The 20362-nt window shown below is 39.6% G+C and carries 22 protein-coding genes; all 22 read right to left on the bottom strand.

All coding sequences use genetic code 11. The features are described from left to right. Positions 1 to 26 precede the first annotated feature (26 nt). The 22 genes from CVD27_RS14650 to rnmV all read right to left on the bottom strand — a co-directional run bounded on the left by CVD27_RS14650 (position 27) and on the right by rnmV (position 20300). Entirely contained in the window at positions 27 to 410 is a 384-nt protein-coding gene (locus CVD27_RS14650; protein WP_101648652.1) for an FtsB family cell division protein, read from the bottom strand. Between the two features lie 16 nt (positions 411 to 426). Then, positions 427 to 1059, bottom strand: coding sequence for a spore cortex biosynthesis protein YabQ (gene yabQ, locus CVD27_RS14645; RefSeq protein ID WP_101648651.1), 633 nt, complete (start codon positions 1057 to 1059; stop codon positions 427 to 429). Continuing rightward, positions 1056 to 1358 carry a sporulation protein YabP gene (gene yabP, locus CVD27_RS14640; RefSeq protein WP_101648650.1) on the bottom strand — a complete coding sequence of 101 codons (303 nt, stop codon included), beginning with the start codon at positions 1356 to 1358 and terminating at the stop codon, positions 1056 to 1058. Before yabP ends, yabQ begins: the two co-directional genes overlap by 4 nt. Positions 1359 to 1436: 78 nt before the next feature. Continuing rightward, positions 1437 to 1709 carry an RNA-binding S4 domain-containing protein gene (locus tag CVD27_RS14635; protein ID WP_101648649.1) on the bottom strand — a complete coding sequence of 91 codons (273 nt, stop codon included), beginning with the start codon at positions 1707 to 1709 and terminating at the stop codon, positions 1437 to 1439. Between the two features lie 17 nt (positions 1710 to 1726). After that, entirely contained in the window at positions 1727 to 3199 is a 1473-nt protein-coding gene (gene mazG / locus CVD27_RS14630; RefSeq protein WP_101648648.1) for a nucleoside triphosphate pyrophosphohydrolase, read from the bottom strand. Between the two features lies 1 nt (position 3200). Next, complete coding sequence (locus CVD27_RS14625) at positions 3201 to 4826, bottom strand: putative polysaccharide biosynthesis protein (RefSeq protein WP_101648647.1); 1626 nt, start codon at positions 4824 to 4826, stop codon at positions 3201 to 3203. A gap of 130 nt (positions 4827 to 4956) precedes the next feature. Further along, positions 4957 to 5493 (bottom strand): stage V sporulation protein T, encoded by a 537-nt coding sequence (gene spoVT, locus CVD27_RS14620; protein ID WP_101648646.1) that lies wholly within the window; start codon positions 5491 to 5493, stop codon positions 4957 to 4959. 181 nt (positions 5494 to 5674) lie between these two features. Continuing rightward, positions 5675 to 9211 (bottom strand): transcription-repair coupling factor, encoded by a 3537-nt coding sequence (mfd, locus tag CVD27_RS14615; RefSeq protein ID WP_101648645.1) that lies wholly within the window; start codon positions 9209 to 9211, stop codon positions 5675 to 5677. A gap of 184 nt (positions 9212 to 9395) precedes the next feature. After that, positions 9396 to 9626, bottom strand: coding sequence for an anti-sigma-F factor Fin family protein (locus tag CVD27_RS14610; RefSeq protein WP_101648644.1), 231 nt, complete (start codon positions 9624 to 9626; stop codon positions 9396 to 9398). A gap of 134 nt (positions 9627 to 9760) precedes the next feature. Then, entirely contained in the window at positions 9761 to 10321 is a 561-nt protein-coding gene (gene pth, locus CVD27_RS14605; protein ID WP_101648669.1) for an aminoacyl-tRNA hydrolase, read from the bottom strand. 131 nt (positions 10322 to 10452) lie between these two features. Beyond that, entirely contained in the window at positions 10453 to 11091 is a 639-nt protein-coding gene (locus tag CVD27_RS14600) for a 50S ribosomal protein L25/general stress protein Ctc (protein WP_101648643.1), read from the bottom strand. A 210-nt stretch (positions 11092 to 11301) separates the two neighbouring features. Further along, entirely contained in the window at positions 11302 to 12258 is a 957-nt protein-coding gene (locus CVD27_RS14595; RefSeq protein WP_101648642.1) for a ribose-phosphate diphosphokinase, read from the bottom strand. A gap of 23 nt (positions 12259 to 12281) precedes the next feature. Continuing rightward, positions 12282 to 13655 (bottom strand): bifunctional UDP-N-acetylglucosamine diphosphorylase/glucosamine-1-phosphate N-acetyltransferase GlmU, encoded by a 1374-nt coding sequence (gene glmU, locus CVD27_RS14590; protein ID WP_101648641.1) that lies wholly within the window; start codon positions 13653 to 13655, stop codon positions 12282 to 12284. A 198-nt stretch (positions 13656 to 13853) separates the two neighbouring features. Further along, positions 13854 to 14144: a septation regulator SpoVG gene (gene spoVG, locus CVD27_RS14585; RefSeq protein ID WP_003347151.1), complete on the bottom strand. Its 291-nt coding sequence runs from the start codon at positions 14142 to 14144 to the stop codon at positions 13854 to 13856. Positions 14145 to 14357: 213 nt separating this feature from the next. After that, a complete protein-coding gene (gene ridA, locus CVD27_RS14580) occupies positions 14358 to 14732 on the bottom strand; it encodes a 2-iminobutanoate/2-iminopropanoate deaminase (protein WP_101648640.1) in 375 nt (124 codons plus the stop codon). A gap of 1 nt (position 14733) precedes the next feature. After that, positions 14734 to 15561 (bottom strand): pur operon repressor, encoded by an 828-nt coding sequence (purR, locus tag CVD27_RS14575; RefSeq protein WP_101648639.1) that lies wholly within the window; start codon positions 15559 to 15561, stop codon positions 14734 to 14736. Positions 15562 to 15616: 55 nt separating this feature from the next. Continuing rightward, positions 15617 to 16486, bottom strand: a complete 870-nt coding sequence (ispE, locus tag CVD27_RS14570; protein WP_101648638.1) for a 4-(cytidine 5'-diphospho)-2-C-methyl-D-erythritol kinase — start codon at positions 16484 to 16486, stop codon at positions 15617 to 15619. A gap of 327 nt (positions 16487 to 16813) precedes the next feature. Further along, on the bottom strand, positions 16814 to 16999 hold the full coding sequence (locus CVD27_RS14565; protein WP_101648637.1) for a small, acid-soluble spore protein, alpha/beta type: 186 nt from the start codon (positions 16997 to 16999) through the stop codon (positions 16814 to 16816). A gap of 137 nt (positions 17000 to 17136) precedes the next feature. Beyond that, positions 17137 to 17400 (bottom strand): biofilm formation stimulator Veg, encoded by a 264-nt coding sequence (veg, locus tag CVD27_RS14560; protein WP_007084178.1) that lies wholly within the window; start codon positions 17398 to 17400, stop codon positions 17137 to 17139. Between the two features lie 244 nt (positions 17401 to 17644). Next, on the bottom strand, positions 17645 to 18538 hold the full coding sequence (gene yabG, locus CVD27_RS14555; RefSeq protein WP_374703078.1) for a sporulation peptidase YabG: 894 nt from the start codon (positions 18536 to 18538) through the stop codon (positions 17645 to 17647). A 330-nt stretch (positions 18539 to 18868) separates the two neighbouring features. Then, on the bottom strand, positions 18869 to 19747 hold the full coding sequence (gene rsmA, locus CVD27_RS14550; protein ID WP_101648635.1) for a 16S rRNA (adenine(1518)-N(6)/adenine(1519)-N(6))-dimethyltransferase RsmA: 879 nt from the start codon (positions 19745 to 19747) through the stop codon (positions 18869 to 18871). Then, positions 19740 to 20300, bottom strand: a complete 561-nt coding sequence (gene rnmV / locus CVD27_RS14545; RefSeq protein ID WP_101648634.1) for a ribonuclease M5 — start codon at positions 20298 to 20300, stop codon at positions 19740 to 19742. The genes rsmA and rnmV overlap by 8 nt, the downstream gene beginning before the upstream one ends. Between the last annotated feature and the right edge of the window lie 62 nt (positions 20301 to 20362).

Below are 20362 nucleotides of genomic sequence, written 5' to 3'. Positions count from 1 at the left end.
CAGTGTCAATAACTCGCACAACTGGCTCAATTTTCCTTATTATCATCCGGAATATTAAAAATAACTTCATTCTTTTCTGAGAAGAAATACTCTTTCCTCGCCAGCTTTCCAATATAATCATCATCATTTAACTTGATGATATCTTCTTTAAGAATAGATTCCTGCTTTTTTAGGTCAGCAAACTGATGTTCGAGCTTTTTCTTTTGTGCCAGTTTAGCATCGAGTTTAGCGGTTTGGGAAAGGTTATTTGAAATCATCAAATAGGTTAGTAAGCTAGCAAAAACAAAAAACACCGATAAGCGTCTTAGCACTAGTTTTCTTTTTCTGCTTGAGGCAATTTCGGCATATTCTTGCTGCTCTACATAGGTTGTCTGCATTTTTGATACATTTCTTTTTAAGTCTGCGGCCATTTCCCCTAAAACCTCCTTACTCCTTTTTCCTTTTCCATTTGTCCAGCCATTTATTTATATAATTCCTTATTGCCAAGAAATTTCCTGCCGTTTTATTATATAACTTCTCGACGGTTTTTTTAATACTTTTCGGCAAAAGTTTCCAAAATAATAAAACGATCTTTTGCAATGGTACAAAGATGATTTTCAATATAAATAGTAAAACCTTTAAAACAAATTTGACAAGGGTTATAAGTCCCCTGCCAAGTGCAAGAATAATGATAATCAATAGTTGGATAAGACTAACGACAGGTTTATAAATTAACAGATGAATCGTTTTAGTTATAAATTTATAAATAGCGATAACAGTCTGAATCCCCATCTCTAAGAGACGGAGATAAATACCCTTAAATAAAGCCTGGTAAGCTGCAAACCCACATAGAAGGGCTATAAAGATATAAAAACGTAATTCTCCGCTATTCACTAAGAATAAAGTATAAAAAATAATTAAAGCTTGAATGACCCAAAATAAGATATCATTTATGAAGACAATCCAAGCTTTTTGTTTTGGACGATTTAAAAACCGCTGATACGTATCAAACATGGCTCCGAACAATGACCCCATGCCAATCATGGAGAGCATGGTAAAAAATTGCGTTGAAAGGGTCATTTGAATAACTTGCTAAAGAAACCTTTAGCTTTCTCCCCATGCTGTTCATCTAGGTAAACTAAGTCAAAAATCTTTCCTTTAATAGAGACAATTCCTTTTTCAACATCAAGGTTTTTCATTTGCAGGTTCTGGCCTTTAATTGCTAAAAACCCCATGACTGTTTCTAATAAGAATTCCTCATTATCAAAGCTTTCTACTTGTTTAACCCCGGTAATATCAAGCAGCTTCCTTCCCCTCATAATGACATCATGATCCGGAACACTGCTCTTTGATGGATTGTTATCATAATATTGGCTCATTCTTCATCCCTCACAATCGTTTGTACAACCCTTTTGTACATTTTTATGTGAAGAGGGACATGATTAGAACAGTATTACCTAAAAAGGGTCAGGAGAGCTAAGCTTCTCTTCATTTAGAATCGTGTACATCTCAGCAGCTTCTTCCTTGCGTGAGGTCTCCTGAATTCGATCAATTCGCGCGGTAATTTTGCGCTGGCCAAGCCGGATCGTTAATTCGTCGCCTACCTTAACAGTGGAACTGGCTTTTGCCTCTTTCCCATTGATTTCAATTCTGCCCTGGTCTGACACTTCTTTTGCTAAAGTCCTTCTTTTGATTATTCTTGATACCTTTAAAAACTTATCCAATCGCATGTGTGTTTCCCCCTCATCTATAATCCTTTCTCTTTCGCTTCATCCCAATACAAATCAAGCTGTTCAAGTGTATGTTCTTCAAATGACCGGCCGCTTGACTTTACCTTTTCTTCCACATACTGAAACCTGCGGATGAACTTTTCATTTGTTTCGAACAAGGCTTCCTCTGGATGAATTTTTAAAAATCTCGCTACATTTACAAATGCAAACAGCAGGTCACCAAATTCCTTTTTAGCCAGTATAAGACCTTCCTCTGTTCCATTAAGTTCATTCACAAACTCATCTAGCTCTTCTCTCACTTTCTCTATAGCCGGCCCAATTTCCTGCCAATCAAAACCAACCTTTGCCGCTTTCTTTTGCAGCTCATACGCCCGAAGCAAGTTTGGCTGTGCCTTTGAAACGCCATCTAACAGAGAGATTTCCTTTCCCGTCTCTCCTTTTTCCTGCTTTTTAATTTCCTGCCAATTCACTACCACTTGGTCCGCATTATCTGCCTTCACATTTCCAAAAACATGTGGATGCCTGCGAATCATTTTTTCTGATAGACCCTCAATCACATCATCAATGGAAAAATACCCATCATCCTCACCAATTTGAGCATGCAGCATGACTTGGAGCAGGACATCTCCCAGCTCTTCAACCAAATGATCAATATCCTCATGATTAATAGCATCAATCACTTCATATGTTTCTTCAATTAAATATCTTTTTAAAGATTCATGCGTTTGTTCCTTATCCCACGGACAGCCATTTGGCCCTCTTAAAATGGCAATTATATCACGCAGCTTTGCAAAATTCTTATATAATAGTTGCTCATCCTTAACCGGCGGAACATAGACAGAAGTTAAGTTGTTAAGTGTTACATTTCGATCTAGCTCGTACAGGACTACTTTTTCAATGAGCTCTTGACTGCTTCCCGCAGCCGTAACGATATAAACTTCATAATCATCCGGTAATTTTTCCATTAGAGTTAGTTTAACTTCAGAGGCAATAAATTGATCATACACCTGGCTAATAAAAATATGCTGCTCCAGATGGAGCTGGCTGGCAGATAGGGCTGTACCGTCGAGAAGTTGGAACCCTTCAACAGGATCAATCTTTAATGCAGTAAAGATGGCATCCAAAAAGCTCTGTCCTCCGCCAATGGTAATATGTACACCTTCCTTTGGACCATATTCTAAAAGGAGCTGTACCGTCCGCTCAGCAACTAGCGGGTGTCCAGGAACAGCATAAATCACTGTCCCTTTTTCAGACTCTTTTAATAGGGTTTGAGCAATTTCCTCATAGACCGCTTCAAATTGATCGTGTTTTTCATAGGCATGATCAAAAGAAATATAGGTTAAACCTTCTTTTTCTAGGCTTGAGACAACAGGATGTTCTTTTGTACGTAAAAAGAGACTGTTTGCCTGCAATAATTTCTTATATACCCCGACAGGCAGCTGATCTAACTCACCAGCTCCCAGTCCGAGAACTTCAATTTCTTTAACCATTTTAATTCCTTTCCTTTCGTGCAAGTAAATGTATTAGTTTGCTTCCAAGCGGGAATAACACCAATTCCTCCTCAAGGAAAATCCTGTCCCGAATAATTATCAATAAAAAGAGCAATCCTCCGCATAAAACTGCGGTTATTGATTGAATCGCTGCCCCCAGCCGCTCCATTTCAAAAAAAGGAAAGAGATCATCCGTTAGATATAAATAACTCTTTAATAGCAATACCATGCTAAGAGTTGCAATAAGGAGCGTTCTTAAGAATCCTTTTCCTAACAGCGGACCTGTCGACATTTTTCTAAATTTCACCCATAAAATTAGTGTAACGATTGCTAAGGAAATTAGCGAGGAAACTGCTGCTCCCATGATGCCGAATGCCGGAATAAGAAGAAGGTTTAATAAATATTTTAACGGAAAGACAAGCACGACAGCAAAGGCAGGAAACCAGACCTTTCCTAATCCCTGCATAATCGCAATAATGGTTGAAATAATGGATGTAAAGAAAATAACAAAACTTAGGACACCCAATACAGACGAACCTGAATGATTTTTAAACAGCATGATGTTCGTGGGCTCGATAATGGCCCAAAGCCCTGCCGAAGCACCCACCCCCACTACAATACTAACTTTTAATGATAATTGAATTTTTTCATGAAGTTCAGCCGGCTTAGAAGCTAGTCGTGCACTTGTGATTAATGGCACCAGGGTTAGCGACATGGATGTGGCAGCAACTGTCCCCAATTGAATTAATGGCTGACCGCGGTCAAAAACCCCTTTTACACTTTTGGCCAGTTCCGATTCCATCCCATTTGCAACAAGTAAAGAGAATAGATTCAGGGAATCGGCTAATTGTGTAAAGATCATTAACATTCCACTTATACAAATCATAAATCCCTGGAAAAAGAGCGCCTTCCAAATAGACCCAATTTCTCTTTTATAATTTTTAAATATCCCTTTAACAGGCGTGATTATCTTCCATTCTTTACGAATCCATAAGAACATAAACAGAACGAGGGCAGAAATCATACTGCCGGTGATGGAACCAAACATGGCACCGCCGCCGACTATATAAAGCGAATAACCCTTAGCCATAAAAAGGGAGGACAAAAATATGATGGTCAGTACCCGGATCGATTGTTCACCCACTTGTGACAAAGCGGTGGGTACCATATCCCCAATCGCCTGAAAGTACCCTCTTAACAAAGAGCTAATTGGAAAGGCTAGAAAAACAATCGCTACCACCTTAAGTAAGATTGCTAAATGTGGATCATTCATCCACCCGGCAATTTCTTCTGCACCGATATAAAGAATTAAAAAACATATGATTCCAAATATTTGTAAAAACAGATAAGAGACAAACAAGAGCAAACGAGATTTTACATCGTTCTCCCGTTCCTTTTGCTCGGCATAAAGCTTAGAGATAACAACGGGAAAACCGGTTGTAGACAAAACCACAGCCATGCCATAAAAGGGGTAAACTTGCTGATATATGTAAAAGCCGACATCACCGACGATATTTTGAAAAGGAATTCGGTAAAAGGCACTTAAGATTTTAGTCACTATGGCCGCAAGGGTTAAAATAAAAGCACCTTTAAAAACGGCTTTTGATTGATGGATGGACTTTTGCATTTCTTCACCTGCTTATTAAAACTCCAAGGTATTATAGCATAAAAGAAAAGCGGAAGCCCCTAGGCGTTACAGCTAGACATATAAAAAAGACAGCATCTGCTGTCTTTTTTATTAAAAATATAAGATCTAATTACGACTCCATCTGTCTAGCCAAGAACCCGGCTGCAGTTTCCACTGCTTTTTGCTCTACTTCACCAAGGGTTCCTTCTTTTGAAAAGATAATAACTGCACCAATTGGATCGCCATTTGCAATGATAGGGCCAATAGTGTAAGATGAGACCGTTTCGTTATTTCCTTCCGCTAAAGCAATATCACCCTGCTGCGTATGTAGAACAGAGTTTCGTTCTTCCATTGTTTTTTCAACTAAATCGCTGATGTTCTTATTTAGGTAATCCTTTTTCGAACCACCAGCAACTGCAATATAAGTATCTCTATCACAGATTAATACAGGATTTCCGAGGCTATCAAATAGGGCTTCTGCATATTCTTTGGCAAAATCGCTTAGCTCGCTGATTGGTGAATATTTTTTTAAAATCACTTCTCCGTCTCGATCCACAAAAATCTCTAACGGATCCCCTTCACGGATACGCAATGTTCTGCGTATTTCTTTGGGAATAACAACACGACCCAAATCATCGATTCGACGAACAATTCCAGTTGCTTTCATCCAATGTTGCCTCACTTTCATCTGATGATTTTACTAACATGGTAATGATGTTAATCATCACCAGCCTTGAATTTAGTATCTTTCATCTGGAAAGTTCTATGCACAAACATAATATTTTTTCACTTATAAGAAAAAATCACATAAATGGAATAATATTGTTCGCCATTAAGTCGCCTTAGATTTAATTTACAGGATTACCTTGACTTCTTTTTGCCTGCGAAACCCCTTTAACCATTTCTCTCACAACATGCAGCCATTGTGCCGTCTCGTACTCTTTAGTCCTGATCATTATTTTTAACTTGGAGCCTTCCATTCCAGGAGCGATGTTTCGGCCAAACTGATTACCTATTTGGAATATTTTACTTCCATCAATAATCCCGGTGACCTCTTCATTTACTAAGATGGTTACCTCCTGTTTTGCCTGTTTGATTTGTTCAACACCGTTAAGCAGGGCATAAACTTTTATCTCAGCAATTTGGAAGAGATAATCTACCTCCACTGGATATTCACCAAATCGATCGAGCATTTCTGATTGGAGTTCTTCGATTTCCTCCAGGCTCTCAGCCCCTCTGAACCGTTTATACATTTCAATTTTTTGATGGCCATCCTTAATATAGGTATCAGGGATGTAGGCATCAATTTCGAGGTCAATCTCTACAGATTTTTTCACTTCGCCGCCAAGGTCGCCCTTCCGCTCTTCTATTGCTTCCTTCAGCATTTGTGAATACAAATCAAATCCAACAGAGTCAATAAACCCGTGCTGCTGAGCACCTAATAAATTCCCTGCTCCGCGAATCGATAAATCCCGCATGGCGATTTTAAATCCGGAACCTAACTCTGTAAATTCCTTAATCGCTTGTAACCGCTTTTCTGCAACCTCTGTTAAGACCTTATCCTTTCGGTACGTAAAATAGGCATAAGCGACACGATTCGATCTGCCTACCCGGCCGCGCAGCTGATAGAGGGTTGAAAGGCCCATTCGATCTGCATCGAAAACAATTAACGTATTTACATTAGGAATATCTACACCTGTTTCAATAATCGTCGTGCTCACAAGCACGTCAAATTCTCCGGCTAAGAAACTGAGCATAACAGATTCCAATTCGTTTTCTGTCATTTGTCCATGCGCAAAGGTGACGCGGGCATCAGGAACAAGCATGGAAATTTCCTCCGCCTTACGCTCAATATCCTCCACTCGGTTATATAAAAAGAATACTTGTCCGTCCCTGGCAAGTTCACGTTCAATAGCTTCCCTTACTAATGAACCATTGTACTCCATGACGTATGTTTGGACAGGGAAACGATTTTCTGGAGGTGTTTCAATAACTGATAAATCCCGGACACCCAGCATCGACATATGAAGGGTCCTTGGAATTGGTGTGGCCGTTAGTGTTAAAACATCGACATTTGTTTTAAGTTTCTTGATCTTTTCTTTATGTGTCACACCAAATCTCTGTTCTTCGTCGACAATTAACAGTCCTAAATCATGATAGACGATATCCTTTGAAAGTAATCGGTGAGTCCCAACGACTATATCCACCGTACCCGCTTTTAAGCCTTTCATTGTTTCCGTTTGTTGTTTTTTGGTTCGGAAACGGCTTAATAAGCCAATATTAATTGGGTAATCTTGAAAACGCTCCCTAAGCGTCTCAAAGTGCTGTTGAGCTAGGATCGTTGTTGGAACTAAAAAGGCTACCTGTTTTCCATCCGCAATAGCTTTGAAGGCGGCACGAATGGCCACTTCCGTCTTCCCGTATCCAACGTCACCACATAATAAGCGGTCCATCGGCCGAGGTCTTTCCATATCCTTTTTAATTTCATGGATAGAGCGAAGCTGGTCTTCGGTTTCCTGGTAAGCAAAGGACGTTTCAAAATCACGCTGCAGATCCCCGTCCGGTGAAAATGCATATCCAACGGCCGCTTCCCGCTCAGCATATAGCTTAATAAGATCATCAGCAATATCTTGTACCGATGATTCAACTTTCTTCTTAACCTTCTTCCAATCACTGCCGCCAAGCTTATAAACCTTTGGCTCTTTTCCTTCAGAGCCTACATATTTTTGAACTAGGTCAATTTGTTCGACAGGAACGTAGAGTTTATCTGATCCTTGATAGCGGATATGCAGGTAATCTTTATGAATGCCATTAATGACAAGTGTTTCAATCCCTAAATATTTACCGATCCCATGATTTACATGGACGACATAATCACCAATTTTTAACTCAGAATAACTTTTTATCCGTTCGGCATTTGATAACTTTTGCCGGCTGGCTGACTTTTTGACACGCTTATTAAATAATTCTTCCTCTGTGATAATAGCTATTTTTTGAATAGAGAGTTCAAACCCTGCATGGAGGTTCCCTTTCATGATTTGAACTTTACCAGGTGAGAGCTGTTGATTCTCTTTTATCATACTCGCACTTATTTCGTAATCCTCTAGGACCCGTTCTAATTTCTTAACCCTTTCTTCATCGGGACCTAAAAATAGAATGCAATAATTTCCTTTTTTCCATCTGTCGATTTCCGCTTTTAATAGATGCATTTGACCATGGAAATTTTGCATTTGCTTACAGGTAATATTAATAATATTTTGTGGACTGGTATTGGCTACATGCCGTAAAAATAAAGACATATAGAGTAGTGGGAATTCTTTTCTTTGCAGCATCGCCTGCAGGTCATGAGAAATATGCAGATCATGGATAATCTGCCCCTCAGCAAGTAGTCCCGTATACCATTCAGCTTCTTCTTTTACAAGAGAATCATTCATCTCTTGAACCCTGCTGATTTCATCAACAAAGACAAGCCCGTTACTTGGTAAATAGTCTAGTAAACTAGCAGGCCTGTCACAGGCTAATGATAAGTATTTATAGACTTGATCTGGTTTTTGACCATTTTTCAATTGTTCCAGTTCATAGCTGATGTTTTGGCTAAGCTGCATTTTAGCTTTGTCATCTTTTAGTTTTCTTAAGGACAGTGCCAACCCTTCTTCAAGCTTCCCGATGATTCGGCTGTAATCCTCTTCTTCAAGGAGGATTTCTGTTGCCGGACCAATGAAAACCTCATTCACTTTTTCCTTAGATCTCTGGTCATCAAGAGAGAAATAACGAATTGAGTCAATTTCTGTATCAAATAATTCAATTCGCAGAGGATCTGCTTCTGTAAGAGGATAAATATCTATAATCCCGCCCCTTACGCTAAATTCCCCTGGAGTGGTTACCATCTCAGAACGGGCGTAGCCCATTTTAACAAAAGTGGTTAATATCTTTTCTATATGGATGTCTTCTCCCAATTTTAAAGACAATTGGTATTGCTTCCATAATGATTTAGGAGGAACAATCTTTTTTAAGCCGGCAATCGGGACAATTAAAACCCCTTTACTATGCCGGCTCCAGTAATTTAGGGCCTCTATTCGCTGTGCTTTTAATTCCGGGCTTGCAACGCCGAGCTCGGCCGCTATCAATTCATTGGCAGGAAAAAGGAAGACTTCTTTTTCACTTAATAGATTGACAAGGTCATCATAGAGTTTTTGGGCTTGTAATAGATTATGGGTAACAAGCATGATCGGCCTGTTCATTTGCTCATAAACCGAAGCAGTTAAGACTGTTCGTGACGATCCGGATAGACCTGCAACTAGTTGTTCCTTTAAACCTTCTTCTATTCCGGCAATAATGGAGTGAACATCTTCCTGCTTTAAAAATAGTGATTTTAAACCATTCAAGGTTTCTCCTCCCTTCCTAAGAAATAATTATATTAAAACAATATTTATATTAGAAAATCTTTAAACAGAAAAACGCTTTGGAGGACTTCCAAAGCTGAGTAGAATAGCGGAAGCGCCCGATTAACGGCGCGCACTAGCCCTCAGGCGCTAAGCTAGACTATTATCTAAGTAGAGTATTTTACTCTTAGTGAATAAGAAAATCATATTGATGATAGTCTGGATTTCGTTCTAACGTTTCCTGACAATCTTCGCAAATAGCTTTAATATGAATATCACCGGTTGGTTCATACGAGACCATTTCTTGTCTTTCTTGGTCCGTTAATTTATGAAGACCAAGTGTTTCTGAATGAATCGATGTTTGTTCAATTGAACCAAGTTTCGTACCACAGTGACGGCAATGATAATGAATGACCACGCCTGTCCCTCCCTAATCTAGGATTCCACTACTAGTATTAACCTGGTAGAAGGAACTTATTCAACTAGATTACGGCAGCACGGGTTATATCGTTTTTCTTCAATGTATGAATGAAAGACTTGTATCATGAACAATTATTGATTATATTCATTCATAACCTGTAAAAATGGCTTCTTTAGCCAAGCAGCGCAGGCTTCTGCACTTCTCTTCACAGCATCTTGAGTCAATGGCCTCTCCTCGGGACGGAAACGTCCAAGGACATAGTCAGGTACACTCATCCCTGGAGTTGGACGGTCAATGCCAATCCGTATACGATTAAACTCCTGCGTCCCTAAATGGGCAACGGTAGACTTAATTCCGTTATGTCCCCCAGGGCTACCTTTTTGACGAAGTCTGATTTTGCCAACAGGCAGATCCAAGTCATCATAAATGACTAATAAATCTTCTAACTCTATTTGATAATAATCCATTACCGCCCTGATTGATTCCCCTGATAAGTTCATATAAGTCAATGGTTTTAATAGTAATACCTTTTCCCCGTTATGTAGACCTATCCCATACATCCCCTTAAATTTAGATTGATTTAAAGGAATGGAGAATTGGCCGGAGAGTGCATCGATTACCTCAAAGCCAATATTATGTCTTGTCTGATCGTATTGCTTTCCAGGGTTACCTAAACCAACGATTAGCTTCATCTGTGTTCCCACCTCTTCCGGTTTAGTCATCCTTCTAAAAATTTTTCGGAACATTGCCATTCTCCCATAATAACATGAATTCTTTAATTATGCGTTAAAAGACGTAACCTTAAATAGGTTACGTCTTTTATTTATTCTTCAGTGACAGGTGTTGTCTCTCTGCCTTCTTCGTGGTCAGGGTGACCCTCTTGCTGCTGTTCACCTGAGTTAATTTCTTCTTCCGCTTTCGGAGGTAAGATGGAAGCTACAACTTCATCATCTTCATGATTAATGGTAAAGCCGCCGCCGGAAGGAATATTCCCAACCAATACCGTTTCACCTACTTGAAGATTCGTTATATCCACTTCAATTTGCTGTGGAATATTATCTGGAGTGGCAGTAATGGAAAGTTGGTGAATAGGCTGCTGCAAGACACCGCCATCTTTAACCCCAATAGCATCCCCAACAAGTGCAAGTCTAACTTCCACAGTAATTTTTGAGGACTTGTCTACTGCTAAGAAATCAACATGGATGATTTCATTTTTAATAGAGTCCTGTTGGTAATCAGATAAAATGACATCGTGCTTGAAGCCATCGACATCAAGGGAGATCACACCGTTTCTGCCGACCGCACGGATGGTTTTAGTTAAATCAGCTGAGCTTACAGACACAGGTTTGCTCTCAACCTTAGAACCATAAACCACTGCAGGGATGTTTCCATTATTACGAAGTTGTTTTAATGCCGAATGGCGGAGTTCCGTCCGTTCCTTTGCTTGTAAAACTGTACTCATAAGTTTAAATACCCTCCTATTTATTACACTTAACACTTTCTAATAGAAAAGCGGAAGGCGCCTGCTTATCGGCGACAAGCATAAGACAAGCCGGTAGGAAGGTTGCTCTTTAACCTTCCTAACGGATTGGCTTATGACCTCGAGCCGATGGCGCCTGTAGCTAGACATTATTAAAAATGCCCTAAAATAGGAAGGTCTAAACATTAATTATTAATCAAATAAGGTACTTACTGATTGCTCTTCATGAACACGGATAATTGCTTCACCAAGTAATGGAGCAACAGAGAGATGAATAATTTTATCAATATTTTTCTCTTCAGGAAGCTCAATGGAGTTAGTGATGACTAGTTCTTTTATTTTTGAATTTTGGATTCTTTCGATTGCAGGACCTGACAACACAGGGTGTGTACAGCAGGCATATACTTCTTGTGCTCCATTTTCAACTAAGGCATTAGCAGCAAGGGTAATGGTTCCAGCAGTATCAATAATATCGTCGATTAAAATAGCTATCTTTCCTTCGATGTTACCTACAATATTCATAACTTCCGCTACATTCGGTCTTGGACGACGTTTATCAATAATCGCAATCGGAGCCTTCAAACGTTCTGCTAATTTACGCGCTCTTGTTACACCGCCATGGTCAGGAGAAACGATGACCACATCTCCATTAAACTGTTGTTTCTTAAAATACTCTGCTAATATCGGTACTCCCATTAAATGGTCCGTTGGAATTTCAAAGAAACCTTGAATTTGCGGCGCATGCAGGTCTAGACAGATGCCTCGTGTCGCTCCAGCCGTCTCAAGCAGATTGGCAACCAGTTTAGCGGTAATTGGCTCACGGGCACGGGCTTTACGATCTTGACGAGCATAGCCATAGTAAGGCATAACAATGTTAATGGTTTTTGCAGAAGCTCTCTTTAAAGCATCAATCATGATGAGTAATTCCATGATATTTTCATTCACTGGCTGGCTTGTGGATTGAATAACATAGACATCACAACCACGGATACTTTCTTCAATATTGATTTGGATCTCACCGTCACTAAATCTCGTTACCGAGCATTTTCCAAGCTCTACGCCGATGAATTTTGCAATTTCTTTGGCCAACGACATATTTGAGTTTAAACTAAACACCTTTAAGTTCGGATCTAAATATTGATTTGACATAATGTCCTCCCATTATAAATGGATTATTTCTTGAGATTAAGCTTCTCAACATAACCTTCTTTATTCACTTGTTTCGCACGTGCAATCGCTAATGCCTCTTCAGGTACATTCTTTGTAATGGTGGATCCTGCTGCCACATATGATCCTTTTTTAATTGTTACTGGAGCCACTAGATTTGAATTACAGCCAATAAATACTCCGTCTTCTATCTTTGTTAAGAATTTATTTTTCCCATCGTAATTAACTGTAATCGAGCCGCAGCCGATGTTGACATCACTACCCACCTCAGCATCGCCAATATAGCTAAGATGTGAGGCCTTACTTCCCTTACCAAACACAGCCTTCTTAATTTCTACAAAGTTCCCAATTTTAACATCATCCAAAATGGTGGAATCTGGACGAATATGAGCAAATGGTCCGATGTTGACATTTGATCCAATTGAACTGTTAAATGCGGCTGATTGGCGGATCACCGTTTCATTACCGATTTCACATACATCAATCTCGGAATTTGGCCCAATAATACATTCTGTACCAATAATCGATTGACCTTTAATCATGGTTCCTGGATAGATAACAGTATCTTGCCCAATTTGAACATCTGCTTCTATGTAAGTATTCGCAGGGTCAATAATGGTTACCCCATTACGCATATGGGATTCATTAATCCGTGAACGCATAATCCGTTCAGCTTCTGCTAAAGCCACCCGATCATTTACTCCAAGGGTTTCTTCAAACTCATCGGTTTGATAAGCTGTTACTACTTCACCTTGTTTCTTCAAGATTTCAATTACATCTGGTAAGTAGTATTCCCCTTGTACATTTTCATTGGAAACATTTTTTAGTGCTTCAAACAAAGCACGGTTGTCAAAACAATAAGTACCCGTATTGATTTCATTGATTTTTCGCTCTTTTTCTGAAGCATCTTTATGCTCCACGATCTTTTCGACAAGACCCTCTTCATTGCGAATAATACGTCCGTATCCTGTCGGGTTATCTATTTTGGCTGTAAGGATTGTCGCTTTTGCCTTTAATTCTTCATGATGTTTAAATATAGCTTCCATTGTTTCAGCTTTAATTAATGGGGTGTCACCGCAAACAACAATGGTTATTCCTTCTTTTCCCTCAAGCATATCTTGAGCCTGCATAACAGCGTGAGCAGTGCCTAGCTGCTCTTTTTGCAAGGCATAGAGGCTTCTATCACCTAATTGGGCTTGGACCATTTCAGCACCATGACCAATAATAGTGACGATTTCCTTAATATTAAGATTCGTGATTTGATCGACTACATGTTGTACCATAGGTTTACCGCACACCGGGTGTAAAACTTTATAAAGCTTAGATTTCATCCGCGTTCCTTGCCCCGCAGCCAAAATCACAGCATAACGATTAGACATGGACAGTCCTCCAATTTACCTTTTTATCCATTAAAAATATTAACGTAAATGGACTCGCATTTCAAGGAATCAAGGAAAAGTGTCTAATTTTGTCATATAATGTAGAATTGTAAATTGGAGAATCTGAGCATTGGGGATGTTGGAGGGGAAAATAAAAAAGAGCCTTACTTAGAAGAAAGGCCCTAGTTGTTAAAATCCTTAGGAAGCTCCGGCTTCTTCAAATTCTACTTCCAATTCACCTAAACGGTGATACTCTGCCAAAACAGCTTCTTGGATTTTACCGCGTGTTCCTGAATTGATTGGATGCGCAATGTCACGAAATTCTCCATCTGGAGTACGTTTACTTGGCATAGCTACAAATAAACCGTTGTTTCCGTCAATAACACGAATGTCATGAACAACAAATTCATTGTCCAATGTGATTGATGCAATCGCTCTCATTCTTCCATCCGTATTAACCCGGCGTAATCTTACGTCAGTTACTTCCATGTGCTCACACCCTTTTTTTGTTATATAAAATGCTAGTTAAATAAATTCAACAATTAATTCTATTATCCTTCTCAATTTTTAAAATTTTTTTGAAAAATTAGGGCAAAATCGTGAACAATTGTAATAATTAACATTTTTAACACCTGTATAGTAGAAATCAGTCGATTTTATAAGCATTTGGACTTATTTTCCAGCACAAAAAAAACGCTCGGATTATTTCACGAGCGCTACTACTTCGATTTCTACTAATGCATCTTTTGGTAACCGAGCCACCTCAACACAAGAACGGGCAGGTTTATGGGCAGAGAAATATTCTCCATACACTTCATTTACTGCAGCAAATTCATCCATATTTTTGATAAAAACAGTTGCTTTAACAACGGTCTCAAGGGATGCCCCTGCTTCAGCTAAAACTGCTTGAAGGTTCTTAAATACTTGATGGGTTTGTTCTTTCACATCTCCGGTTACCATAACCCCTTCAGCCGTTAATGGGATCTGTCCAGAGCTATAAAATAGGTTATTTACCACAATCCCTTGAGAATAAGGGCCGATAGCAGCCGGTGCTTGATTTGTTTGAACAACTTTCATGTTAATCCCTCCATATATTAAAATAATTACCCGCTTGTACACTAATCCTTTTTTCTTTTACATCCACATCAGACAGCTGTACCAGCGATAAATATTCATCGACTAACCGTTCTTGAATTTTCTCATCTTCCACCAAAACGGCAATTCCAGCAAGCTCAGAGTTAAATTCCTCAAGCATACTGATCATTCCCATGACTGTTCCGCCTGCTTTCATAAAATCATCGACAATTAGAACACGTGAATCCTGTCTCATACTTTTTTTGGAAAGTACCATGGTTTGGATTCTTTTAGCAGACCCAGATACATAATTAATACTTACGGTTGGACCCTCCGTCACTTTACTGTCTCTTCGAACAATAACAACGGGTACATTCAATTGGCTTGCAACCGCATACGCAAGTGGGATTCCTTTTGTTGCAACCGTCATAACCACATCAATTTTTGTGTCAGCATAAGCGGAAGCAATAATTCGTCCAGCCTTTTGGACAATTTGCGGATCACCTAATATATCTGTTAAATACAAATAACCTCCCGGCAAGAGCCGTTCAGGATTGGCAATTAACTGACAAAGTTCTTCTACAAATGGTTCTGCTTTTTCCCGGCTTACTTTTACAAAAAATTTCACACCACCGGCAGCTCCCGGTACTGTTTGCAAGGTACCTATTCCTCTCTGCTCAAAGGTCTCCTTCACGATCGCTAAATCCTCACTAATTGAGGACTTTGCTGAATCATATCGTTCCGCAAAATATGTAAGCGGCACAAGCTGGCGAGGATGGTCAAGTAAATAATTTGTCATATCAATCAAACGTTCACTGCGGCGAAATTTCATAATTAACCCCCAGAACCCGAATATTCTAATTAAAGGATATCATTATTGTACGCCTCTAATCAAGCGAATGTCGTTCTCCAAGCATCCGAACTGCAAAAACTTGGTCACAAAAACCTCTTAATCCATTATAGATCCGATGCATTCTCGAGTCATGCTGGACAATTCCAAATACGGTTGGCCCGCTCCCGCTCATTAACACCGCATCCGCGCCAAAACGCTTCATTTGGTCTTTAATTTGGGCAACCTCTGGATGGAGATTCAACGTCACACCCTCTAGAACGTTTCCCACATTAAGGCATACTTGTTGATAGTCATGCTGTTCTATCGCTTTGATCATCCCGTTAATATCCGGATGTTTGGTACCATTTAGGTCCAGACGACGATAAACCTCAGCAGTTGAAACCCCGATAAATGGTTTTGCTAAAATAACCCAGCAGGTTGGCGGCGGCTGGAGTTCTGTAATGATTTCACCCCTGCCCTTTGCCAAGGCAGTGCCCCCATAGACGCAAAAAGAAACATCTGACCCAATCTCGCTTCCGAGCTCGGCTAATTCATCCAAGCTTAAGCCGAGGCCCCACAGTTTATTTAGCCCTCTTAAAGTTGCTGCAGCATCACTGCTGCCCCCTGCTAGACCGGCCGCTACGGGGATTGTTTTTTCGATTGAAATTAATACACCCTTCTTAACTCCAAAACGGTCCTTTAACAGCTGGGCCGCTTGATAGGCTAAATTTCGCTGATCATCTGGAACATAGCGATTATGAGAAAGAATATGTATTTTATCCTGCTCTAGTAAAGTTAGTTCAACCCTGTCAGCTAAATCGATCGTGGTCATAATCATTTCAACTTCATGATAGCCATCCGGGCGTTTATGTAAAACATCTAAAGCTAAATTTATTTTAGCCGGTGCTTTGACTAAAAGCTTCACTACGTCACCTACTTTTGTTTTGGTCCACAAAGTACCCAATGGGCACTTTACATTACGATTCCAAAATTCCACATTTTGTCCTATTTTACCACAAAAAGATAAATGTAAGACGTCCGATATGATATATCTATACAATTTTATTATTATATTAGTCGTTTTTCGTCGAAAAAGGCCATTTTTTGGACAAAAAACGAAAAGCTGCAGCGCCTTGAGCAGGCTCTAGACATTTCTCAAAGTCCATTTTTATATCTTATCAAAAAAAACAAAAAGGCCAATGCAAAAAGAGCCACTATGTGGTTCCTTGCACTGACCATGCTGTGGTGTAAGTTAAGATTGGCGATTTTGATTTACTAGCTGCTGCTGCGCGAGTTCAACGGCACGCTTCACCATGTTTCCAGCGTCTTTTGCACGGATGCCGCCCCAGCCCTCTTTTTGAACGACATCATAAAAGCCGAGTTCTTTTGCTAGCTCCTCTTTAAAGCGATGAGACATAATCCCTCTTCTTCTAGCCATCTAAACAACCCCTTTCATACCACAGCATTCTTAGTATGTAGAAGAATATTCATTTTCATGACTTTTTTAAACACCGTAATATAAATGGACAGCAAAAAGCAGTAAACCCTTGTTTACTGCCACCCATTGCTTATATACTAGCTTAAAGCTACATGTCCTGCTGCATCATCATAGAAGGTAATTTGAACGGTTTCTGTTAGAACATCCGCATAACTATACGAAACACGCTCGAACGAATTTTCATCCTGATCTAACTCAATCACAAAAACAGACGGGTAAGTTTCTGCTAAAACTCCTGAACGTTCAATTGTTTTCCTTCGTCCACCGTTGGCTTTCAGCAATAATCTTTTTCCCAAATTCGTGTCAAGAGCCTTTTTAATATCGGCTAAGGTTTTTGGCATTCGGTCCACCTCACTGTGTAAAGTATAACACACTGACATAGTTCTGTCAAACAAAAATATAAATTATATCAGTCCAACAAAATGATTGTCAATATTTTTTGTTCTACTTTTTCTTCTAATTTTCAACATTGTTATAGTTGCCCTTTTAACTAGTTAATATGTATGCATTTTAAAAATATAGTGCCCACTAGAATAAAGGGGAGCCAATTATGAATCTAATTATAGCTCCACTTTTCTAATAGGCTTATTCGTCCTCTTCAATGATTGGCCGATAAGGCATTCCGGTTCGTAATACTCCCCTTGTTTCAATTCCTCCGAGTCCTTTATCGCCCGTTAATGTATTCCTTAAGACGTCCCATACATTAATGCGTTCCATAAACGGGGTAAAACTTACTTTTGCCACTATATAGACGGGATCAAGTGCGTGAATATTAATTCTTGTGGGGGAACTGGCAAAGTTTGCTCCCGCGTGAATGAGCGATTCAAAATGAGATTGACAGGCTCCTGCAAAGATGACGAGTTGATCTAAATGAGGAACCTTTTTTCGGGCTTCTCTTACAGCTTGGACGAAATGCCTAGAATGTCGGTAAGCATTTATATCTGACATCTTTCCCTTGGCCTTTGAGTATGCATCGTGCCCTGTAATGACTAGAATGTCTGGACGGTATTGGTCCATTAAGATCCCTATTCTTTCAGGCATTTCCTTTTCATTACAGTGTATCCCTACCACCGGTATGCCGATTTTTTCGTACACTGCCATACACTTTTTTAAATAGGAAGGATCACCGTCCATGTGAAGGACCTTGCCTGGCATTTGGAAATAATTGCTAGGTTTTACATAACCGCCTGTCGCTGCATATTCCTGCTGATGCTTTATCAGATCAACATCCTGCCTAAATAGCCTTAGAGACTGTTCTTCTAGTGTTCTATATTCTTGCTGCAATTTTACCCGTTCATTTTGATTAAGGACGACCAAATCAGTGTAAGGCGCATCTGCTGCCAGACGGAAATCCTCCCCATAGAGGATGGCTACCTTCTGGTTGTTAATATGTTGAATATCGATAACGCGGAACATGAGGTCACAGTTATACGATTTTCTTCCGACAATATCATTTACCTTTATATCCACTGCCGTCACTCCAATAAGACCATCTTAGGCCCTTTAATTAAGGGTTCTCTCATAGGCTATGCAGGGAATGTTGTCCTTGTTAAAAATTCAAGGAAAAATGATACATAAGTAGGGGGACATTGGCTTAAATAAAAAAGCCCTCATGGAATAATCCATGAGGACAACAGTCATTAATGAAGGCTCTTTTCGTAAACGATTTTGCTTTTGGACCTTGTAAAGGACCAAAAACTTAAGTTTCAGAGCAATTTTCGCAAATGTTCTTACGAAAAGATGCCACGAGGCATAAGTTATACGGGTCGATGACTTTTACGGAAAACAACAATTTATGCGAAAATAACCTTAATGAAAATACGTATAAAGTTCATCAGCTAACCGGCCAAATTCTTCTAAAGAAAGAGTTTCTCCCCGGCGGCCAGGGTCAATTCCGCTTGCACTTAGTGCCGCAAGAATCTCCTCTTTCTTTTGTTTTCCATCTGGCAGCTGACTAGTTAAATTATTCAATAAAGTTTTCCGCCTTTGGGCAAAGCTTGCCTTTGTCACTTGGAAAAAGAAATTTTCATCCTTCACTTCAACGGCAGGCTGAACCCGTTTGGTTAATCGGATAACAGCAGAATCCACATTAGGCTGCGGGACAAACACCGTTTTTGGAACAATCATTACGGTCTCTGCTTCAGTGTAATATTGAACGGCAATTGAAAGCGAACCATAATCCTTTGAACCTGGCTTAGCAGAAATTCGGTCTGCTACCTCTTTTTGCAGCATACAAACAATTCCGCGAATAGGAAGATGCTCTTCAAGGAGTTTCATAATAATCGGGGTAGTGACATAATAAGGAAGATTGGCAACCACCATTATATCATCCATCCCATGAAACTCTTCTTCCATCACCATTTGCACATTCGCCTCTAAAACGTCTTTATGTATGACCTTTACATTTTCATAAGGTGACAATGTATCCTGTAAAATAGGCAGCAATCTTTGATCAATTTCAAATGCAATAACCTTTTTGCTTGAACGAGCCAGCTGCTCAGTTAGGGCACCTATTCCGGGACCAATTTCGATTGCCCCCGAATTTTCAGTTAAATTCGCAAAGCTGACAATTTTTTTAAGTATATTTGTATCGATTAAAAAGTTTTGCCCTAAGCTTTTCTTAAAAGAAAAGCCGTATTTTTCAAGAATCGCTCTGGTTCTGACCGGTGTTGCTATATCCTTATCCATTCTGTTCCTCCTGACGTATAACCCTTAATGCTTCTGCAAACTCTTCTCTGCTGATTCGAAACATCATGAGCCGCTTGTGCAGCTGCTTGCCATTTGTATAACCAATTTTTAAAAGCTTGCCAAGTATAATCCTGCGGTCCTTTGAACCTTCCCCCCCGATCAGGCCGGCTGTTACTAAGTCCTCCTGGGTAATTTCCTCTGAAATCACCTCGTGCATGATTTGAGCATCCTTTAATGCTATTCTAATAGCCTCAGGACTGGCATGTTCAACGCCTAAACCCTTACCTCCCTTTGCAATTGCTGCTTCCTTTGGTAAAAAGGCATGTTTACACCCTGGAACAGCAGCAGCAATGGTCTTTCTGATTTTTTCACCAGGGAAATCTGGATCCGTAAATATAATTACTCCGCGCGTTTCTTGAGCACGCTTAATTTTTTCAATAGTAGTTTGATTTACAGCAGATCCGTTTGTTTCTATGGTATCCGCATCAACCGCTCGTTTTATCCTTGTCGTATCATCTTTCCCCTCAACGACGATGATTTCTTTGATTTTCATTTTATAAATAAAAGCCTCCGTAACAAAAAAATTAAAAGTGAAAAAATTGAAACATTTTTGTA

Source organism: Neobacillus cucumis (assembly GCF_002860255.1).
In the GTDB taxonomy this organism is placed as follows: domain Bacteria; phylum Bacillota; class Bacilli; order Bacillales; family Cytobacillaceae; genus Neobacillus; species Neobacillus cucumis_A.
This window is presented reverse-complemented; position numbering and strand designations above follow the sequence as displayed.